This window comes from Tundrisphaera lichenicola (genome assembly GCF_051175385.1).
Taxonomy (GTDB): domain Bacteria; phylum Planctomycetota; class Planctomycetia; order Isosphaerales; family Isosphaeraceae; genus Tundrisphaera; species Tundrisphaera lichenicola.
In genome coordinates, this window is the sequence record NZ_CP195106.1 from 4,912,031 (window position 1) to 4,931,897 (window position 19,867).

Here is a 19,867-nt window from a genome sequence, read left to right on the forward strand (position 1 = left end):
AGTTCCTCGGATCGAGGAACTTTCACCGGCCTTATGTGATCAAACAGTCTCGGTCGATCAGGACGAGGAGGTGCTGATCTGGGCTGCGAGGATCATGGCGATTTTCTGGCGAAGTTCCTCGAAATGGGCACGGCAGGTCTCGTCAATCTGGAGATCCTTGGCATCAAGAACCTTGCCAATTTTCTCGCCGATCTCCTTGAGGTGCAGACGGGCGAGTGCCCGCGCGTCGGCCGGGTAGGCCCCTCCGCCGGACATCACGACATAAGCAAAGTTGTCATTGGTTGCCCGGGCGGGGCCCAGGATGATGGTGGAAAGACGCTGGAGATAATCGCGTTGGAGATTCCGGCGGATCGTCGAGCAAGACAGCGTCTTCGGCTTTCCTTCGCCCGGGATGGTGATTTCGCCGTAGATTCCGTCGGTCAGCAGCCGGAAAACCTCGGCGACTGCTAGTGGCTTGGTTCCTGGGTCGGACTGTAGTTCTTGATTCTGAAGCCGGGTCAAGACGGATCCACTGAGGCAATGCGAGAGGGCGATCCGCTGGATGGCCAGCACACGGTCGTTCACCGAGATGTCGCCGATCCCCCGATGGTTGTCGGAGACGGCACCCATGTCCCAATGTTCCTTGCTCAACCGGCGGAGAAGTGCCGGGGAGAACTGGAACGACTGGTCCGAAAGAAGGTTTTCGACCAGGAACGAGAGAGCGGCTCGTTGCTTATCGCCCGCGATCGGGACGATGGGATCCGCGGCATCCTTGTCTCCCTTATGATGGCGGGAGATGGACTGGCCTCCGATCTGCGAGGAGACCAAGTCGGCCGCATTGCCGTACTGATTCATCAGATAGCTGAACGCCACGCTGGCCCTGGCCCACGACTCGCCCTCTTTGACCACCTTGGCATCGAGCTCTTTCATGAGCTGGGCGGCCAGCGTCAGTCGATCCTTGGCGAACCGGCAGGGGTCGGATCCTAGATCGTAGACATTCACAAGAGGGTCGTGCCCGATCCTCATGTCGGTGTCGGTCGCGAAGACCAAATCAGGCTCGGGAGCACGCGAGGCGATCTTCTTCAACTCATCGGACTCGTTGCCCATAACCTCCTTGTAGGCGTACTCGATGGCCCAGTAGTCATAAGGGCCAAGGACGGTGGTGATGTAATCCCCTTGCTTCTGACCCTTGGGAGCGATGTTGATCGGATTATAATCCATCACGCTGCCGGTCATGCCCTTGACGCGAGTGATCGCGGGGTCGTTGATCTGATCGGTGTCGAGCATCGTGCTCGCCTTGAAGTTGTGCCGAAGGCCCAGCGAGTGGCCAACCTCATGCATCACCACTTCCTTGATCAACTGGCCGAGGAACTCCTCGGGAAGCTTCGCCTCGGGATCGGCCTTCACGGCGTCGGCCATCACCATCGCGGCCAGGCCCAACTCGGGCTGCATCCCGCTGGCGAATCGGCAAGAGGCCTGCTGTCCGTTGGCGAGTCGTTCGAGGAGGTCGCGATGAAGGCCCGACCAGCCGGCGGGGACCATCGAAAGATTCTTCCCGGACCCGTCACCCCCGAGGACCTCCCCATAACCTCGCTTCATGGCGAGCATCGGGCTGATCACCTCGCCAAATGCGATGGGCGAAGGGCTTTCCTGACCCTGGGCCGCTGGAACTCCACCGACAAGTTGCGCGTATTCGTTCTTCCAGGCCCGGATCCAGCTAGCGTCGAAGATCACGTCACCGTCGATCATCTCGCCGGTGATCGGGTTCGAACGCAGGCAGGACATCGCATAAGTTGAACTCGTCGTAATCCACCGGAAGGTACAGTAATTGATGTCCTCGGGGTCGAAATCGTCCCGCCCAGACTCCTGCCAGCGAACGGCGATCGCATCGCGATAGCCGATCTTCTCGAACGCCTTGTTCCACTCTTCGATGCCATCCTGGACGTAGGAGCGGAATTCGACCGGAACTGTATCCTCGATGTACCAGACGATTTGCTTCTTCGGGGGAGAAAGCTTGGCTTTGGACTCGGCCTTTTCGAGCCGCCAACGATTCACGTAGCGGACGACGTTGCCGTCGGGGTCATTCGCGCCGAAGTCTCGTGTGGCATTCAGGAAGTGGCCGACTCGGTCATCGGCGACGCGAGGGTGATAGCCTCCGTCGGGCAATTTGACCAGGCTGTAATGGATGACGATCGTCGCGCCTCGCGAGTCGATCAGTCCATCGGCACCACTCTGGCCACCCACTCCCCCGAATGTCGCCTGGACTTCCATCTCCAGGTTCGTCGGGAATGTCTTGATCTTGTTCCAGCTCGTCCGGCTCCGATCCAGGAAGCCCATCGGGAGCTGGGCGAAGTTGGTGAAGAAGATGTCGGAGAAGTCGATCACCACGCTCATCCCGCCGCCTGGATTGAGGCTGACGATCGGCAAGGCCATCAGGATCGAGTCGGTGTAATTTTGCTTGACGGCCTTGTCGATCGGCGTGTTGAACGGCGCTTTAACGTGGATGTTCTTCCGAATCAATTGGACCTTGTCGCCGACCCGGTGGAAGCTGACCACCCACTCATCGCCGAAGTTGAGCGGATTTCCCGCCATCTCCAGGCCTCGGGCGATCGTGATCGGGACCAGGAGCGACTGATCGAACTGGAATGGTTTGATCTCGGCGTAGAGGTGATCGTCCTTCTCGTAGAGAGTGAACAGGCCATCATGCTTGGTCGCGTTCGCAGTTAGCTCGGCGAACGGACGATACTTCGCCGGGTCGTTGACGCCAGGAGGCCCTCCATTCGCCCCGCCGGTCCGCGAGCGGATCGCTTCAATGTCGATTTGATTGGGGGCCGTGGCGGGGTCGGAGGAATTAGCCGGTTTTTCATCGGCCCTGGATGAGGGGAGAAGCATGCAAGAAAGGGCGAGTGCGATGCTCCGAGCCAGGGCACAGCGAGGAGTCATGGGTGGGTCTCCGGGGAGTCCGAGTCGCGAAGGGCGGAACCGGCGCGGGATGGATCGATGGGTCATCGGGTTGCGTCGAGTGATGAAACAGGAGGGGACGAGAGGGTTGGCCCCGGCTCTGTTTGCCCGAACGACAATCTTCACCTATCCTGAACGATCCAATTTCTAGCGACAAGTGGCAAACCTGGTGAATTCCTTAATGGCCGGATGGGCTCCCCGGATTGTTCGAATGAATGGGTTGCAAGGGTCTGCTCGCCACCGCTCCGTCAGTTCGTCGTTCTTCTTCCAAAAACCACCGGACCGATCGCTCGATGCTATCGCGGTTCCCCACTTCGGGCTTCCAGCCCAGGCGGGATTCGGCCTTGGCGGTGGAATAGGAGATTCGTCGCCCCATCAGCCAGGTCGCATATCGAGTAATCAAGGGAGGGGTTGCTCTCCGGCGGGCCCTCGCCAAGGCCTCGACCAGGAATGCTGCTTGGAACGTGAGATCGTATGAGATGCGTCTCTTGAGTGGCGGTGCCCCGATGGCTTCGATGAATAGGTTCAGGAATTCTTTCTGGGTAATCTGTCCTTGGTGTGTGATGTTGTAGGCCTCACCGACCGAACTGGGGTCGTTCGAGGCGAGGATCGCCGCGTCCGCGACGTTCCCGGCGTAAATCGCACTAAGCGGGTTGTCGCCCCGCCCGATCAGGGGGACCTTGCCAGCTCGAAGTCGACCGACCAGCCTTCGAAGTGTCGTCCGATCGCGTTCGCCATATAACCAACTCGGGCGAATCACCGTGAGCCGCAATCCTAGCTCTTCCAACATCTTCCAGAGTAGTTGTTCGGACTCGACCTTACTCCGGGTGTAATAGTCCCAGACCGGCCAAAGCCGCTGGCCGAGGGGTGATGTCTCTTCGATGGGTGGCCCTCCTTCGACCGGGTGGCCATAGGCGCTTGTTGAGCTGATATGGAGAAAACGTTCGACGCCGACTCTGCACGCGGCCCTGGCGAGATTTCGCGTTCCATCCAGACAGGAGGATTGGAAGTCTGCCCAATTCCCCCAATCGCCGACCTTGGCCGCCGAATGATAGACCGATTGGATTCCCTGGACGGCTCTGACGCAAGAATCCTCGTCGGCCAGGTCTCCTTCGGCGAGTTCGACTCCTAGAGCTTTCAGAAAGCGAACGTCTGCTCCCGGACGGACGAGCGCCCGGACTCGAAGACCTTTCGCGCAGAGTCGCTCGGCGATATGGCTCCCGAGGAGTCCAGTTGCCCCGGTGACGAGATGAGTCGAATTTTGCGATGCCTTGGGCACTCATACGCTCCGAGTTGCTAAGTCTCAGCTGTGTCTTCCAATATCGATCGAATGAGGCAAGGCAACGGGTTGCGACATCGAGACTGGCAGTTGCCCTCTCAAAGTCAAGGGAGGCTCTCGGGAATTGCGGGAAGTCGAGGCGATCGGCCGTCCCGTTGTCATTATGCCGCATTCGGACCGATAGCGGCGACGCTCACTGGCGAATCGGACCCGGCCCACGACCCACCGGAACCACCCTGATGGAAGAGACCATCGATCCCGGTCTGCTCGAGCAGACAAAGTCGCAGATCCGCAAGCTGGTGGCCGAGATCGCCGAGCTCGCCGAGTCGGACATCCAGCCTAACGAATTTTACGGGGAGTTTCTCAGTCGGGTCGTGGCCGCCGTGGCCGCCTCGGGTGGAGCCCTCTGGTTGCTCGACGGCAAGGGTGGCATCAAACTCCAGCAGCAGATGGAGTTCCATCTGACCGGACTGCTTGACGGAAGAGTCAAGACTCCGCCCCACGACGCTCTCCTGGGTTGTATGATTCAGGCTTCTCAAGCCACGATCATCCCCCCTGGAGCGACGATCGAGGGTGTTCCCAACGCGGGGAATCCTACCGGCTATTCGCTGATCATGGCCCCCTTGACGGTAGACAAGCAGGTCGTCGGGCTGATCGAGATCCTGATGGATCCGACCCGGAGGGCGGCCCAGCAGAAAAGCACGCTCCGGTTCGTCGGCGATCTCTGCGACCTGGCCGGCACCTATCTCAAGAATCGGCAGATGCGACAGATGATGTCGCAGCAGCGTCTCTGGAACCAACTCGAGACCTTCACTCACGCGATCCACGGGTCACTCGATTTGAAGGAAGCCTCATTCGCCGTGGCCAACGACGGGAAGCGCCTAGTCGGTTGTGATCGACTGAGTGTCGCCTTGAAGGTCGGCGGCCGGACCCTGATCGAGGCCGTCAGCGGACAGGAGGTCGTCGAACAGCGGGCTAACCTGATCCGGGAACTGACCAAGCTATGCAAGGCGGTCATCCGTTCGGGCGAGGACCTGATCTACACGGGTAATACCGAAGGATTCGCCCCGGATCTTCGCGACTGCCTGGAAGCCTACGTGGATGAGTCCGGGTCCAAGGCGGTCATCGTCACCCTTCTCCACAAGCCCGAGACCGATCCTTCCAAGGACAAGGTGGCCTACGGGTGCCTGGTCGCGGAGCAGATCGGCGACGAACTGGCCCCCACCGATGCCCATGCCCGTTGCGAGGTCGTTGCCCGACACTCCTCGACCGCGCTCTGGAACGCCTCGGAATATGATCGGGCCCTTCTCCCGATCCTGAAGTTGATCGGCTCCCCCTGGCGGTTCTTCCGGGGTCGGACCCTGGCCAAGATCGTCGCCGTACTCCTCGCCATCGTGACGCTGATCCTGGTCCTGACCTTCGTCCCCTGGCAGTTGACCATCGAAGGGCGGGGCTCTCTGCTCCCCGAGAAGCGGCGCAATCTGTATGCACCGGTCGCCGGGATCGTCCAGGATATCATGGTCGGGCACGGACAACTCGTTCACGAAGGGGACTTGCTTTGCGTCCTCGAGAGCAAGGACCTCGAGAAGGAGTGGAAACGGCTGATCGCCGAGAAGCAGGCCGCCGAATACCAGAAAGTTTACCTGGATAAGCAGATCCGGATGGCCACACGCAAGGACGAGGAAGTCTCGTTCCAGGCCCAGGCCCACGAGGCCAAGATCAAGGCCGAGAGCGCGGATAAGCAGATCCGGGTCGTCCAGGAACAGATGGAGTCGATGAAGATCCTGGCGCCCCAGGATGGAATCATCACCACCTGGGAGCCCCAGAAGAATCTGAAGGGACGACCCGTCGAAATTGGCACCGAGCTTCTCCAGATCGCGGCGGTCGGCGGCGACTGGGAGATGGAGGTCGAGGTTCCCGACGACGACATGGGGCCGGTCCTCCTCGCACAGAGCAAGCTCCAGGAGGAGATCAAGGCGGGGTCCAAGCCACCAGGTTCGACCTTGGAAGCCTACTTCGTCACCGCGACCGACCCCGAGCACCGTTATCCCGGCTATGTCCGGAAGATCAGCTCGAAAGCCGAGACGGTTGACGCCAAGCACGTGGTCAAGGTGACCGTGGGCTTTACTGAGAAGGTCAGAAACGACTTCCTCTCGCGTAACCAGTCGCTTCGTCCTGGCTCGGAAGTTCGAGCACGAGTCATGTGCGGCGATGCCCGACTCGCCTATGTCCTGCTCCGCGACGTCATCCACGTCTTCTACGAGACCGTCCTGTTCCGCTGGCCCTTCCTGAGCTGACCGGGCCGCTTCGACATCCCGGCGCGATGATCTCGTCGCGCCGGGTCTCTCCCATGAGATCCGCAAACACCACGATTCTCGGAAACCTGCCTCGGAGCCCAGCCATGCCCCTGATCCGGAAAGCCCTCGCCCTCTCGGTCGGATTGTCCGCGATCCTCACGGCCTCGTCGATCGCTCAATCCCAGAAGCCGGAAGTGGCCGACTCTCAGCTGATCATCGAAGACGCCACGATCGACTTCTACCAGAAGTCGGATGTCTCGGCGCTCCGCGAAGGTGTGATCGAGAAGATGGAGCTTCGGATCGGCAAGGAAGTCGGCCCGCCCGACAAGGACGGCCGGGGGCCCGTGATCGGCTACCTGGTCAAGAAAGCGGCGGAGCTGGCCGCCGAAGAGGCCAGGATTCAGGCCGAGGGAGAAGGCGGATTGCTCAAGGCCAAAGCCCAGAAGGAATTAGCGGCCGTCGTGGTTTCCAGGAACGCGGCCCTGCTCCGTAAGGGCAAAGGCTATGTCTCTCAGGAAGAGGTCCAGAAGGCCGAGGCCGAATATGCGGTGGCCGACGCTGCGGTCGTCGAGGCGACCGACATGCTCAAGCTGGCTGCGGCCAAGTTGAAGTCGGCCGAACGGGTCGTCGAGGAGCACATCATTCGTGCCCCATTCTCCGGTGTGATTATCGAGGAGCGGAAGCATGAGGGGGAGAGCGTCCGGGCCAACGAGCCGGTCGTGACCATTGGCAACCTCGACACCGTTCGCGTCTGGGCGTACATCCCGGTTGAGTACGCTTTCCGGGTCACTCCCGGGACTGAGATGGTGATCCAGCCTCGTCTGGGTGGAAACCGTAAGCACCCGATCGAACAGAAACAGTTTCGAGGCGTGATCAGCTTCGTGGACCAGTCGATCCAGCCGGTTGCCGAAACTGCCGTCCGGATCTATGCCGACCTCGACAACGCCAGCCATGAGCTCCGACCTGGCCTCAAGTGCACCATGACAATCTTCCTCAAGCCCGAATCCGCCACGGTGGCGGCCCCGGCCGTCAGATCGACCGACGGTGTGAACGTAGGGCAGGCCGGGCTCCCCCCCCTGCCCCCTCGTTAATTCGTCTCTCGATGATACTCCGCGAAAGATGCCGGGATCGTAGATTTCGGATTTCGAGAAATCGAAGACCTCCGGGCATTCTCGCCCTCTGAAGTTTGAAATCGAGCCCCCGAGATCGAGCTCCAAGTGGTCGGATCTTGAGCGAGAGCCGGACGGATGAATCAGGAACTGAGATCGACCGGGTCCGTTGCGAGGACTATTGACCGATGAGCGCAGCGCCCACCATGGCCCCTTCGACCCCGATGGGGCAGGCCGCCGAACACCTGAAGGTCAAGCTCCGCCCGGACCTGATCGTCCAACCTCAGTTCTATGAGGGGATGACGCACTACGTCATCAAGGACCCTATCGCCCTGAAGTACTTCCGCTTCAAGGTCGAGGAATATTTCCTCCTCCAGCAGTTCGATGGGAAGCAGAATCTCCAGGATGTAAAGCGGGTTTTCGAGCGCAAATATCGCCCACAGACGATCACGGTGGACGACCTCCTCCGGTTCGCCTCGCAGCTCCACGAGGCAGGGATCGCGCAGATCGACAGCCCCGACCAGGCCCAGGCACTGGTCCGTCGCCGTAAGAAGAATCGCTGGAAGAAGTTCTGGCAGTTTTTCGCCAACATTCTCTACATCAAGATCCCCGTCGTCGATCCCGAGAAATTGCTGACCGGGATGTATCCCTACTTCCGCTGGATCTACACCTCCTGGTTCATTGCGTTCAGCGTCGGGATGATGCTGGCGGCGCTCACACTGGTGGCCAGCCAGTACCAGACCTTCTCGGCTCGACTGCCCGATTTCCAGAGCTTCTTCAACTGGCGAACGATCATCTACTTCTGGTGTAGTCTGGCCGTGGTCAAGGTCATCCACGAGTTCGGGCACGGCCTGACCGCCAAGCACTTTGGCGGTGAGGTCCACGAGATGGGGATGCTGTTCCTCGTCCTCACGCCGGCGCTCTATTGCGACGTGACCGACTGCTGGTTATTGCCCTCCAAGTGGAAGCGGATCTGGATCTCGGCGGCCGGCATCTATGTCGAGTGTTTTCTGGCAAGTCTGGCGACATTCGTATGGTGGAATACCGAGCAGGGGCTTCTGAATAGCCTCTGCCTGGCCACCATGTTCATCTGCTCGGTCAACACGATCCTGTTCAACGCCAATCCGCTCCTCCGGTATGACGGCTACTATGTGATGTCCGACTGGTTGGAGATCCCGAACCTTCGGATCAAGAGCACCCAGTTCTTCTCGTATCTGTTCCAGGAGAAAGTTCTGGGACTGGAGATCCCGGTCCAGAGTTACATGCCGCGATCGCGCCGGGGCCTGTTCGTGGCCTATGCGGTCTGCAGCTATGTTTATCGATGGATCGTGACGTTCAGCATCCTGTTCTTCCTGAGTCAGTTCCTCAAGCCGTACAAGCTACAGTCGATCAGCTACATGATCGCGGGCGGTTCGCTGGTCCCGTTACTCGTCATGCCGCTCTACCAGGGTGTCAAGTTCATTCGCCAACCGGGGAGGATGCGCAAGGTGAAAAAGGCTCGCGCGGCGGCATTTGCCGCGGTGACCGTCGCGTTGGTCACCCTGATTCTGCTGATCCCCACGCCCCTTCGGGTCCAGGGAACGCTCGTCCTGGTGCCGGCCAAGGCCGCGGAAGTCTATGCCGAGGTGCCTGGCCGACTGATCGCGCTGGATGTCAAGGACGGAGAATACGTCAAGGCAGGTGACTCGATCGCACGCCTCTCGAATCCCGAGAAGCAACTCGAATACGAGCAACTACACCAGCAGCAAGTCGCCAGCCACGGCAAGGCGGTCTGGTATAGCACCTCCTCGGACCCGAATAGCCGAGCCATCACGCAGCAGAATTTCCAGATGGCCCAGGAACTCGAACCGGCGATCACCAAGATCAGCGAACAGATCGGCAAGCTTACCCTGGTGGCACCGCGTGATGGGCAGGTGATGGGTGTCCCGAAGCAAGAGACGGTCGGCCAGTATGTCAAACCGGGTAAACCGTTCGTTGAGATCGGCGATCCTCACAAGCTGGAGGCCCACCTCCTGCTGGATCAGTCCGACGTCAACCTAATCCTCTCGGATGACCCCAACAAAAAAGCCACCGTCTGGATGAAGATCTATGGGACTTCCGAGAAGACCTGGAAGAGCTACGTGAGCGAGGTCGCCAGCAGCAATCGCGAGGAGATCGCGCCCGAGCTATCCAACCTCGCCGGCGGGGAAATCGCGACGAAACAAGACGAGAAGACCGGTCAGGCCGAGCCACTTTCCGCGGTCTATGAGGTGATCATCCCCATCGACAACGCCGACCTTCAGCTCCAGCCCGGCCTTCGAGGATTCGCCAAGATCGACGGTGGCCACAGCACCCTGGCCTGGTGGCTCTGGCGGATGATCACGAAGACCTTCCACTTCACCCTCTGAGATCTGGGTCTCTCGATTATTATCAGGAACTCCCGAGGGCGTATCCGATGCATCGGATACGCCCTCTTTGTTGCATTCGTTATGGTGAGACTAACGATAGACGATCGGAGCACCGCCAGACTGGTGCTTTGTCCCACGCTTCAGCGACCATATGTTCCAGGAGAACCCGGCACTGAGGGTTTGATTATCAAGGGGCGTGGAACCCGATCAATTTCTGATCCATGAGGGACCACTCGATCGACTTAGCCCGATGACCCGCACGCATCATCCAGGATGATGCGTGCGAGGTTCGTTCAATCGGGGATTCGGGGAGATGATGGGCGACTTCGTGCGATTCTCCTCGGCGAACCAAGAATTCCCGAGTTTGGGATCGAGGCATCAATTTTCGTCGAGATCGCGTCGAAGGATCGCGTCGGTATAGTGCGAACCGGCGATTAGTTCGTCGTGGTGTGCCTCGTGGCCAGCCAGGGCCGGGAAGAACGAATACAGTACGGGCATCAAATAGCGGGTTAATACCAGAGTTACGATCATCCCTCCGACCACGACAATCGAGAGTGGTTTCTGTGCTTGCGATCCGATCGAAGTCGCGAATGCGGCCGGAGCCAGGCCCAATGCGGCGGTTAATGAGGTGATGACCATCGGGCGGACTCTCAATTCGGCCCCTCTCAGGACCGACTCACGGACCGGGAGACCTGCGGCGCGGAGTTGATTGAAGTAGGAGATCAGTAGCACTCCATTCTGCACCGCGACACCGAAGATCGAGATGAATCCCACGGCCGCCGAGATGCTGAAGGGAGTCTGGGTCAGTCGGAGGGCCCAGATTCCGCCCATGGTCGCCGCGACGACGTTAACCATCACCAGCAACGCATCCTTAAACGAGTTGAATGCCGTATAGAGTAGGCCCATGATCAGGCCAATCGACAGCGGCACGATCCACATGAGACGGCCGTTGGCCGCCTGCATCTGGGCAAACTCGCCGGACCATTCGACCCGATATCCCGAAGGCATGGCGACCGGTCCCTTGGGATCTTGGACCTTTTGCTGGGCCTCCTCGATGGCCGAGGCCAGGTCGCGGTCGCGAACCCCGAACTTGATCGGGATGTAGCGGCGATTGTTTTCTCGATAGATCGAGGAAGCCCCGGCGACGTGCGGATTGATCGTGGCGAGTTGGCCGAGCGGAATTCGAGCGCCGACGTGGCCGTCGTTGCCCGGTGTATCGACCGGGATTCGTTCGATCATCGAAGGGTCATCCCGGAGCGCGACCGGAAGACGAAGGATGATATCGTATAGCTTCTCTCCCTCGACCATCTGAGAGAATGCTTTGCCGCCGATCGCCACCTCGATCGCCGTTTCGACGTCGGCAACATTCACCCCATAGCGAGCACAAGCCTGGCGATCGATCTTGATCTCCAGGTTGGGCTGACCCAGGATGTGGAAAAGGCCCACATTCTCGATGCCTTGAACCGTCCGAAGAACCTGAACGATCCTTTGTCCGGTTTCTTCGAGGATATGGAGATCATCTCCGAAGAGTTTGACCGAGTTGGCCCCTTTGACGCCCGAAAGCGCCTCCTCCACATTGTCTCGGATGAGTTGCGAGAAGCTGAAGGTCAGGCCGGGAAACTCATTGAATTTCTTGGTCAACTCATCCTCGATCTTCTCGCGAGTCATTCCCTTACGCCATTGTTCCATCGGCTTGAGCGGGACGTTGAACTCCAGATTGCAGAAGCCGATCACATCGGTTCCGTCATCGGGACGACCGACGTGGGACATCACGTTCTTCACTTCGGGGACTGATGCAATGACAGCACGGAGGCGTGGAGCCATCCTGGCGGAAGCCTCCAGCGAGACCGTCCTCGGCATCAAGGCGCGGATCCAGAGGTTCCCTTCCTCTAGCGGAGGCATGAATTCCCCGCCCAGCCCCGGAAGGAGCGTGACCGTGAAGATCAGCAAGCCACCCATGAATCCGAGAGTGAGCCATCGATAGTTCAGATACCGGTCGAGGGATCGAAGGTATCCCTTCTTGATGAGCCGATCGACGATCGTCTCCTTCTCCTCCATCCCGTCGTGATAGAGGAATGAGCAGAGGACCGGGGCCAGGGTGATTGCCAGCAAGAGCGCCCCGAAGATCGCAAAGGCATAAGTGTTGGCCATCGGACCGAAGAGCGCACCCTCGGGTCCGGTCATCGCAAATAGGGGGATGAAGGCGCAGACAATGATCGACGTCGAGAAGAACAGGGCTCGTTCGATCTCTCCGGAGGCTTCGGCAATCCGGTCGATCAACGGACGACTTCGATCCGATCCCTCGGCCGTGATGTGTCGATAAATGTTCTCGACGATGATCACAGAGCTATCGACGATGATTCCGAAGTCAACCGCGCCGATGGAGAGCAGGTTGGCCGACTTCCCCTGGACGTAGAGGACCGTTACGGAGAAGAGCAAGGCTAGAGGGATCATCATCGCCACGATCAGGGCACTGGCCAGGTTTCCGAGGAAGAGGAGCAGGATCCCGACAACGAGCCCCATGCCCACCACCAGGTTATGCAGTACGTTGTGGGTCGTCACATGGACCAGGTCGGTCCTCTGGTTGAAGACTCGGATTGTCATGCCCTTGGGCAGCGTGCCGTTTTTCTGGATCTCCTTGAGCTTCTCCTCGACGAGGTTGGCCGTTACGAGCGACTTCTCATACTTTCGCATGAGCACGATGCCCTCGACCACGTCGTCCTCGTCGATCGAGACGAACTTGCCATCCTTTTCCTTCAAACGCCTTCCCACGATCCCCAGACGCGGCCGGTGTTGCTCGATGACCTGGGCGACCTGCTTGACGAAAATCGGGATGCCCTTCGTCGACGAGACCACCACGTTGTTGAGGTCGTCGATCTTTTGTTCCACCAACTGGACGGATTCGGCCGCATTCGCCGGGTCGAGGGGATCGATCCCTCCTCCGAGTAACCCCAGGGCTCGAACATTGTGGGCCTGACTTCCCATCGAGAGAATGTCACCCCCAACATTGGCGTTGGAGTTATGGATCGCGTCCTCGACCTGCTGGAGCGTGATGTTGTATCGGCGAAGTAGCCTCGTATCGACCAGGACCTGATATTGCTTGACCGTCCCGCCGTATCCTGTCACGTCAATGACACCGGGAACGGTCTTCAGGGTCCGGCGGAGAACCCAGTCTTGAACCGCCTTCAACTGGTTCGTCGTATAGTTCGGACCCTCGAGTACATATCGGATGATCTCGCCTGTTGGACTCCAGGGCGAGATGCCCGGCATCACCCCCTTCGGCAGGTTGTCGACCGAGCCGATCCGATTGATGACCTCCTGACGCGCGGCCCAGTAGTCGGTCCCGTAAGCGAACTGGCATTTGATATCGTTGAGGCCCGAGACCGACGTACTCCTTAGATCCTCCAGCCCAGGCATCCCGTTTAGTGCAGTCTCAATCGGCACCCCGACCAGCCGCTCCATCTCCTCCGGGCTGAAACCCGGACTCTGCGTGATGACTTCGACCAGGGGTGGGGTCGGGTCTGGGTAGGCCTCGACATTGAGCTCGCGAGCCGAGTGGATCCCGGCGGCGATCAAGGCCAGGACCCCGGCAATGACGAGCAGACGATTATGCAAACTCCAGACGATGATGATTCGAATCATGAACCTTGCCCCCGCTGCGGTACGTTCTCACCTGTTCGAAGACGAATGCCATCGACGACGAGGACAAGCCATGATTCCCCACAATCTCCCGTCAAGGGATCAGGGAAAGGCTGTCGGATCGGAGGTTCGATTTCAGGAGGAGCGACTAGCAGCGAAGAGGGGTGCAAGGGGGTGACTGGGTGTCGAGTTTGAAACTTTCGACCAGGTCCTTGGTCGATTGAGGAAGTTTCCAGGAGCACCAGTCGAATCGAAAGAGTCCGGAGTCGACAGCCGAATTCGACCTCGACTCATCAACTTCTTCGAACTCGAATGCATCCACTCCCGAGATGCTTCGGGGCGGACTGCCGCTTCGATGTCGGTGCGGATGTGAAGAGAGATAAGTTCGGAGAGTTTCCGAATTGATCGGCCGAGATAGGCTTGAGATTGATGAATAAACGCTGACGTGAGCTTCGCCGGCCGGAGCATGATCCGTCCCCGCGAACAGCACGTGGCATGCTATCCAGAACGTGATCATCGTCGAGGCCGATCGGGACGAGGGCTCGTAGATCGTTCGGGGTCTAGTTCATGAATTCTTACCGATTCGGTCGTTGAGAGCAACAGGAAGTGGATCGACTCCGCGGAGCAGACCTGGCGGAGGCTTGAGGATAGGGTCGGCCACCGCTACGATACAATGCAATTCCACGGGCCACCTACCAAGCCGGCCCGGCCAGCATCGTTGGTGATTGATGATGCAGAATGAGGGGCTCGATGAGCTTGCCGACCTCCGATCGATCCTGGGTTCCGCTGACGGCTCCCGAGCGTCGAGTCCTGGGTGTACTGGTCGAAAAGGCCAAGACGACACCCGAATATTACCCACTGACCATCGCCGCGATCGTGACCGGCTGTAACCAGAAATCGAATCGCGACCCGATCACGGACTACGACGCAGACGACGTGGAGGACATTCTGACCGGCCTTCGAAAGAAGGGTGCGGTGGTCATGGTCGAGGCTGGCGGACGGGTGGTTCGATACAAGCATACGCTCTACGATTGGTTGAAGGTCAGCAAAGTCGAGCTGGCGGTGGTCGCCGAACTCCTCCTCCGGGGCTCCCAGACCGAGGGCGACCTTCGGGCTCGGTCGAGTCGGATGGAACCTTTGGCCGACTTGCCCGCCCTCCAAACTATCCTCGACTCGCTAGCTGCCAAAGAATTGATCGTCTATCTCTCGCCGAGAGGAGTTAAGCGGGGTGTCGTCGTTACCCACAATCTTTACCCCCCGAACGAGCTAGAGCGAGAGAAGGCCCGATTCGCGAATGCCCCCTCGACGGAGGAGGAGCCCGAGCGGACCATTCGCCCCGGAGCTATCCGGGCTGAAAGTACTCCCCAGGTCTCGCACGCCGAGCTGGCCGCAATCCGCGCGGACGTCGCGGAGCTTCGCGAGGCCGTTCGAGCGCTCACCGAGGAAGTCAGAGAATTGAAATCGGCCCTGGGTGCCTGAACGAACCGGCGGAGACTGCCGAGCCTCGAAGTGAACGATCCCCGGAAAGGGGCCCGAGCTGATGGCGATGTCCGATGGAACTGCTCCGACGAATCCCAATTCCACACCCTTGACGCCCTTCCGGGTGGTCTCTCTCCTCCTGGATGACGGACGGGAACCACTTGCGAGCCTCACCGAACAAGAAGCCTCTGCAGCCTGGTCTGCCGCGACGGCACCCTGGCACCCTGGCCTGCTCGGACAGGCCGACGAGGTTCCCCGGCTAGAAGACGTGGCGTCTCCTTCCGATCCCAGACCCGGCGACGTTCGACTCATTGCCCGTGGTGGGCTCGATCGACTCCCTCGCGATTATCTGGAACGTGCGAGGCAGGAAGGCGTTCCGATCATCGAGGGCTCCGACGACCGGATAATGGATGTGCGCGCCCTCCTGGAACATGCCCCCGAATCATCCTCCAATCTCGATTTGGCCGACTCGCTGGCTGGCGATTATCTGGCACTTGGCGCGGGCCACTGGTGGCTTCGCGACCTGACGATCGCGATGGGTCACGTCGACACGCTTTCCCGGACCAACCTGGCTCGTGAGGCCATCGCGGGGGCCCAGGCCTGGCGATCGGGAGATCCCTCCGCCGCGGTCAATCGCCTGAGAGCCGCGTTTGAGTTGATCACCGAGGCTCGCGAACGCTTCTATCCGATGGATGGGTACATCCTCGATCTCTGCTTGCTCGACCCGGCGACGCCTCCGGGCGAGCTCGGCGAGCTTCTGGAAGACCACACGCCTTTCACGATCCTCGGTTCCGCTCGAGCGATCGAAGTCTTTGCCGAGCGCGAACCGGAACGGGCCGCCAAGCTCCGAGAAGCCATCACCGAAGGGTGGGCCGACGTGGTCGGCGGGGCTTTCGACGAAGTCGACGAGCCGTTTTTGCCCTGGTCTTCGATCGCCTGGCAATTCCGCCAAGCCTCGGAAACGTATCGTCTGCACCTGGACGATCGGAACGTTGAGACCCTGGCTCGTCGCCGATTCGCCCTCTATCCGCAATTGCCCCAGATCGCTCGCCGGTTCGGCCTTCGTTACGCGATCTTCGTCGCGCTCGACTCGGGCCGATTCCCGATTCATCCCGAGGCCAAGCGGCTCTGGGGATCGCCCGACGGGACCACCCTCGAATCGATCACAAGACCGCCGATCGCCGCCGATCGAGCGACCGAGGGTTCCCGGCTCGCCTGGAGAATCGGCAAGTCGATGAGGGAGGACGCCTGCGCCACCCTGCCCCTGGCCCGATGGCCGAGACCGGTCGCTCCTTGGTTTCTCGATTTCCGCCGGACCGCCGCATACTCGCCCGTCCTTTCGCGATGGGTCACGATCAACGACTTCTTCCACCGCTCCGATCGGCCATTCGAAGAAATCACCCCCGTCCTAGACGATTTCGCCCCGGCCTATCTCGCCCAGGCTGCCGCCAGGTATGATCGTTCACCCATCGCGAGTCGGGCCGCTCACCTCAGACTTCGCGCTCGCCTCGATTCGCTCATCTCCACCCATGCGCTCGCCTCGAGCCTTAAAGGGGTCGAGATCGAGGGACTTGACCCGAACCTGGAGAAGAACCTCGAAACTGGCCGCCTCGAAGAGGCTGACGCGATCATCGAACGATCGTTGCCGGCCCAGGTCGAGGCGCTTGCTCATCAAATCATCGGTGAAGGAACGTCCGGGCGATCTGGCTATCTCGTCATGAATTCGCTGGGAGTCTCTCGGAGGGCGGTCGTCCACCTCCCCGATGCCTCGCCCGACCTTCGCCCCGAGGGACCACTCCGAGTCGCGCAGTTCACGGAGACTGGCGTTCAGGCCGTGGTCGATCTACCTCCGTTCGGATTTGCCTGGATCCCCCGCGATACCGATCAAGACCGCCCACTTGCGGATCCCGGTCGTGTCTCGATCCGGGATCGGACTCTCTCGAACGAGTCGATGACAGTATCGATCGATCCAACGACCGGAGGGATCCGTTCGATCCAGTCGTTCGACGAGGAAACTCCCCGGATCGGACAGCAACTCGCCATTGGAGGGCTGGTAGGTTCCGACGGCAAGGCCGCCCCGAGCCGCATGATCTGTCATTCGTTCGAGGCCGAGTACGGAGGTCCCGCGCTAGTTCAGGCGACCACGATTGGGACCATCAACGATCCAGCCGACGGCCATCGCCTGGCCGGCTTCCAGCAGCGATTCCGCCTCTGGAGCGGGCGTCCGACCCTGGACATCGAGATCACGCTCTCCGACCTCGACCCGTCCTGGTTGGTTCGTCTGTCCGAATCGGACCCATGGACGCATCATCTGGCCTGTCGATGGGCCTGGCCCGATCCACAGTCGACCCTCCGGAGGACGGCTCTGCTCGCCCCGACCGCCACCCAGGTCGAACGGCCCGAGACCCCCGACGCGATCGACATCACCTCCAGGCAGCGTCGGACGACACTACTTTTTGGCGGATTGGCCCATCACGCCCGTCATGGGAATCGGATGCTCGACACCATCCTGCTCGCCGGCGCGGAGTCGGCTCGAACGTTCCATCTAGGGGTTGCACTCGAACTAGAACACCCGTTTCCCGCCATTCTTGACATGACCGCCCCGCCCCTGGTGGTGTCGACCGAATCCGGCCCCCCCCGCTCTGGGCCGACCGGCTGGCTGTTGCAGGTGGACCACAAGTCGGTGACGATTCTCCGCTTGGCCTTCGAACCGAGGACCAGCGACGGTCAGGGCTGGGGACTTGTGGTGGACTTGATCGAAACCGCCGGAAAGGCCGCTCGATGCCGACTCCGGGCGTTCCGGGATCCGATTTCCGCTCGACAGATCGACGGCCATGGTGAGCACATCTTCGACCTCTCGGTCGAACGAGATGCCGCCCTGATCGACCTCACTCCTCACGAGATTGCCCGGGTCGAGGTAACCCTGGGATGAGTTAGGATAACTTACGCTCATGAGATCGTGGGATGGTTCACGGCCGAGTCGGGCATCGGATCAAACCTTCGCATAGGGATCTCGATGGTAAAGGTCGAGCCTTTCCCGACTTCCGAGGTGATGGCAATCTGACCGCCGTGTTCTCGGGCAATTTTTTGAGAGACGGGGAGCCCCAGTCCTGTACCTCGAGAGCCCTTGGTCGAGGCAAAAACCTCGAAGATCTTCTCGATTTCTCCCGGTGGAATTCCAGTCCCATTGTCGGCGACGATCACTCGGGCGAGCATCGTCTTCGGGTCCCAGGTCGTCGAGACGGTGACCTTGCCTCCCTCGACATCTTCGGAGGCATCGATGGCGTTGGTGACGATGTTCAGGACGGCGCGGTGAATCCCATCGGTGTCGATCTGGACAGCCGGAAGGCCGGAGAAGGGTTCCCAGGAGAGGGCGACCCCCAATTCGTCGGCTCGTGGCCTCATCAACTCGACCACGTCTCCGACCGTCTCATTCAGGTCGGCGGATTCCAACGAGGGCTCTCGGTCTTTCGAGTAGGAGAGCATGTCCATGACCAGGTTATAGATCTTCGCCTGGTTCTTCTCGACGATTCCCCATCCTCGACGAACGATGGCATCATCCTTGTCGTTCAGCCCCATGTCGATCAGATAGCTTCCGCCACGGATTCCCTGGAGGATGTTCTTGATATGATGCGAGAGCGTGGCGATGGTCTGTCCCACGGCCGCCAGCCGCTCGGCCTGAAGTTTGGACTCGTACAACTGTGTATTCTCGATGGCTAGCCCGGCCTGGTGGCCGATCGCGACCATGAGCATCAGGTGATCCTTGGAGAATCGACTTTTGGGGCCTTGCTTGATGCTTTCATAAGAGATGCCGACTTCGGGCAGGGATCGGACGTCGGCGTAGAGCACTCCCAGGGTGGCATGTCGGCCCTGGACGGGAACGCAGATCGCCTCTCGAATTCCAAGGTTCAGGATCGATTTGGCGGGCCCGAAACGGTGATCGGCGGGGGCGTCCGAGGTAATCACACCTTCGCCCTTGCCGAGAACATGATCGATGATCGTGCGGGAGATCGCCATGCGCTCGTCGACATCGGCCTCTCCCCGCCATCGGACCGCCTTGGGGACGAGCTCGCCGTCGGCCTCCTTGAGGAGAATCGCCCCTCGATCGGCCCCGATCGACTCGAAGACCATCCGGAGGATCTGAGGCAGGAGGGTGTCGAGGTCCACGACCAGGCTGATCACCTGGGTTGCCTTGTACATGACCGAGAGGTTGAGCAGTCGATCCTTCAGCCAGTCGCCTACCCCCTCCGGTGCCTCTAGGATTCTCGAACCTTCACCGACGGGGATGCTACGGAGGATCGCCGATCGATCGTCCGGGCTAGCCCTGCCGAGCATGTCCACGCGGGCCGTCAACTCGCGGCCCGCCTCGTCGGCGGAATCCTGGAATAGCAATACGGTCTGACCCAGACGCAGTTGATCCCCGGATCGGATCTGAACCTGGACGACCGGCTGATCGTTCAGGAACGAACCGTTGGCCGATTCCAGATCGACCAGTCGATAGGAATCGTCGACACGACGGACCTCGGCGTGGCGGCGGGAGACCTCAGTATCGTGCAGCCGGATCAAGTTCGAACTATCACGGCCCAGGCCGACGACCTTAGCCTTCAGCTCGAACCGCTTCCCCTGATCGGCCCCTTTGATGATGAACAACGAGGCCACAGAAACGCCCCTTCTCGATACATCGCGAGATCAGCGACGTGGCCCAGGCTATCTTAGAACCTGGGTAGCGTCAACGAT

Annotated in this window: 9 protein-coding genes; 5 read left to right on the forward strand and 4 right to left on the reverse strand. The window is 60.2% G+C overall.

The genetic code is table 11. The features are described from left to right. Positions 1-57 precede the first annotated feature (57 nt). Together P12x_RS19280 and P12x_RS19285 are read right to left on the reverse strand one after the other, a co-directional pair. Entirely contained in the window at positions 58-2,922 is a 2,865-nt protein-coding gene (locus P12x_RS19280; protein ID WP_435006241.1) for a zinc-dependent metalloprotease, read from the reverse strand. 196 nt (positions 2,923-3,118) lie between these two features. Beyond that, positions 3,119-4,219, reverse strand: a complete 1,101-nt coding sequence (locus P12x_RS19285) for an NAD-dependent epimerase/dehydratase family protein (RefSeq protein ID WP_435006242.1) — start codon at positions 4,217-4,219, stop codon at positions 3,119-3,121. A 239-nt stretch (positions 4,220-4,458) separates the two neighbouring features. Here P12x_RS19285 and P12x_RS19290 point away from each other — a divergent pair, with 239 nt between their 5' ends. The 3 genes from P12x_RS19290 to P12x_RS19300 all read left to right on the forward strand — a co-directional run bounded on the left by P12x_RS19290 (position 4,459) and on the right by P12x_RS19300 (position 10,012). Further along, positions 4,459-6,516: a biotin/lipoyl-binding protein gene (locus P12x_RS19290; RefSeq protein WP_435006244.1), complete on the forward strand. Its 2,058-nt coding sequence runs from the start codon at positions 4,459-4,461 to the stop codon at positions 6,514-6,516. A gap of 104 nt (positions 6,517-6,620) precedes the next feature. Next, positions 6,621-7,607, forward strand: a complete 987-nt coding sequence (locus P12x_RS19295) for an efflux RND transporter periplasmic adaptor subunit (protein WP_435006245.1) — start codon at positions 6,621-6,623, stop codon at positions 7,605-7,607. Positions 7,608-7,813: 206 nt separating this feature from the next. After that, positions 7,814-10,012 carry an HlyD family efflux transporter periplasmic adaptor subunit gene (locus P12x_RS19300; RefSeq protein ID WP_435006247.1) on the forward strand — a complete coding sequence of 733 codons (2,199 nt, stop codon included), beginning with the start codon at positions 7,814-7,816 and terminating at the stop codon, positions 10,010-10,012. 378 nt (positions 10,013-10,390) lie between these two features. On the opposite strand, the gene P12x_RS19305 is transcribed toward P12x_RS19300, so the two are convergent. Beyond that, complete coding sequence (locus P12x_RS19305; RefSeq protein ID WP_435006248.1) at positions 10,391-13,654, reverse strand: efflux RND transporter permease subunit; 3,264 nt, start codon at positions 13,652-13,654, stop codon at positions 10,391-10,393. Positions 13,655-14,401: 747 nt separating this feature from the next. On the opposite strand from P12x_RS19305, the gene P12x_RS19310 reads away from it, so the two are divergent. Further along, complete coding sequence (locus tag P12x_RS19310) at positions 14,402-15,130, forward strand: YceH family protein (protein ID WP_435006250.1); 729 nt, start codon at positions 14,402-14,404, stop codon at positions 15,128-15,130. A gap of 406 nt (positions 15,131-15,536) precedes the next feature. Then, a complete protein-coding gene (locus P12x_RS19315) occupies positions 15,537-18,062 on the forward strand; it encodes a glycosyl hydrolase family 38 (RefSeq protein ID WP_435006251.1) in 2,526 nt (841 codons plus the stop codon). Positions 18,063-18,079: 17 nt separating this feature from the next. Here the strand turns inward: P12x_RS19315 and P12x_RS19320 are convergent, their stop codons facing one another. Then, complete coding sequence (locus P12x_RS19320; protein WP_435006252.1) at positions 18,080-19,789, reverse strand: ATP-binding protein; 1,710 nt, start codon at positions 19,787-19,789, stop codon at positions 18,080-18,082. Between the last annotated feature and the right edge of the window lie 78 nt (positions 19,790-19,867).

Coding starts and splice junctions, on each gene's coding strand:
- P12x_RS19310 (WP_435006250.1), top strand. CDS start 14,402: ATGAGCTTGCCGACCTCCGATCGATCCTGGGTTCCGCTGACGGCTCCC.
- P12x_RS19315 (WP_435006251.1), top strand. CDS start 15,537: ATGGATGTGCGCGCCCTCCTGGAACATGCCCCCGAATCATCCTCCAAT.
- P12x_RS19290 (WP_435006244.1), top strand. CDS start 4,459: ATGGAAGAGACCATCGATCCCGGTCTGCTCGAGCAGACAAAGTCGCAG.
- P12x_RS19280 (WP_435006241.1), bottom strand. CDS start 2,922: ATGACTCCTCGCTGTGCCCTGGCTCGGAGCATCGCACTCGCCCTTTCT.
- P12x_RS19300 (WP_435006247.1), top strand. CDS start 7,814: ATGAGCGCAGCGCCCACCATGGCCCCTTCGACCCCGATGGGGCAGGCC.
- P12x_RS19295 (WP_435006245.1), top strand. CDS start 6,621: ATGCCCCTGATCCGGAAAGCCCTCGCCCTCTCGGTCGGATTGTCCGCG.
- P12x_RS19305 (WP_435006248.1), bottom strand. CDS start 13,654: ATGATTCGAATCATCATCGTCTGGAGTTTGCATAATCGTCTGCTCGTC.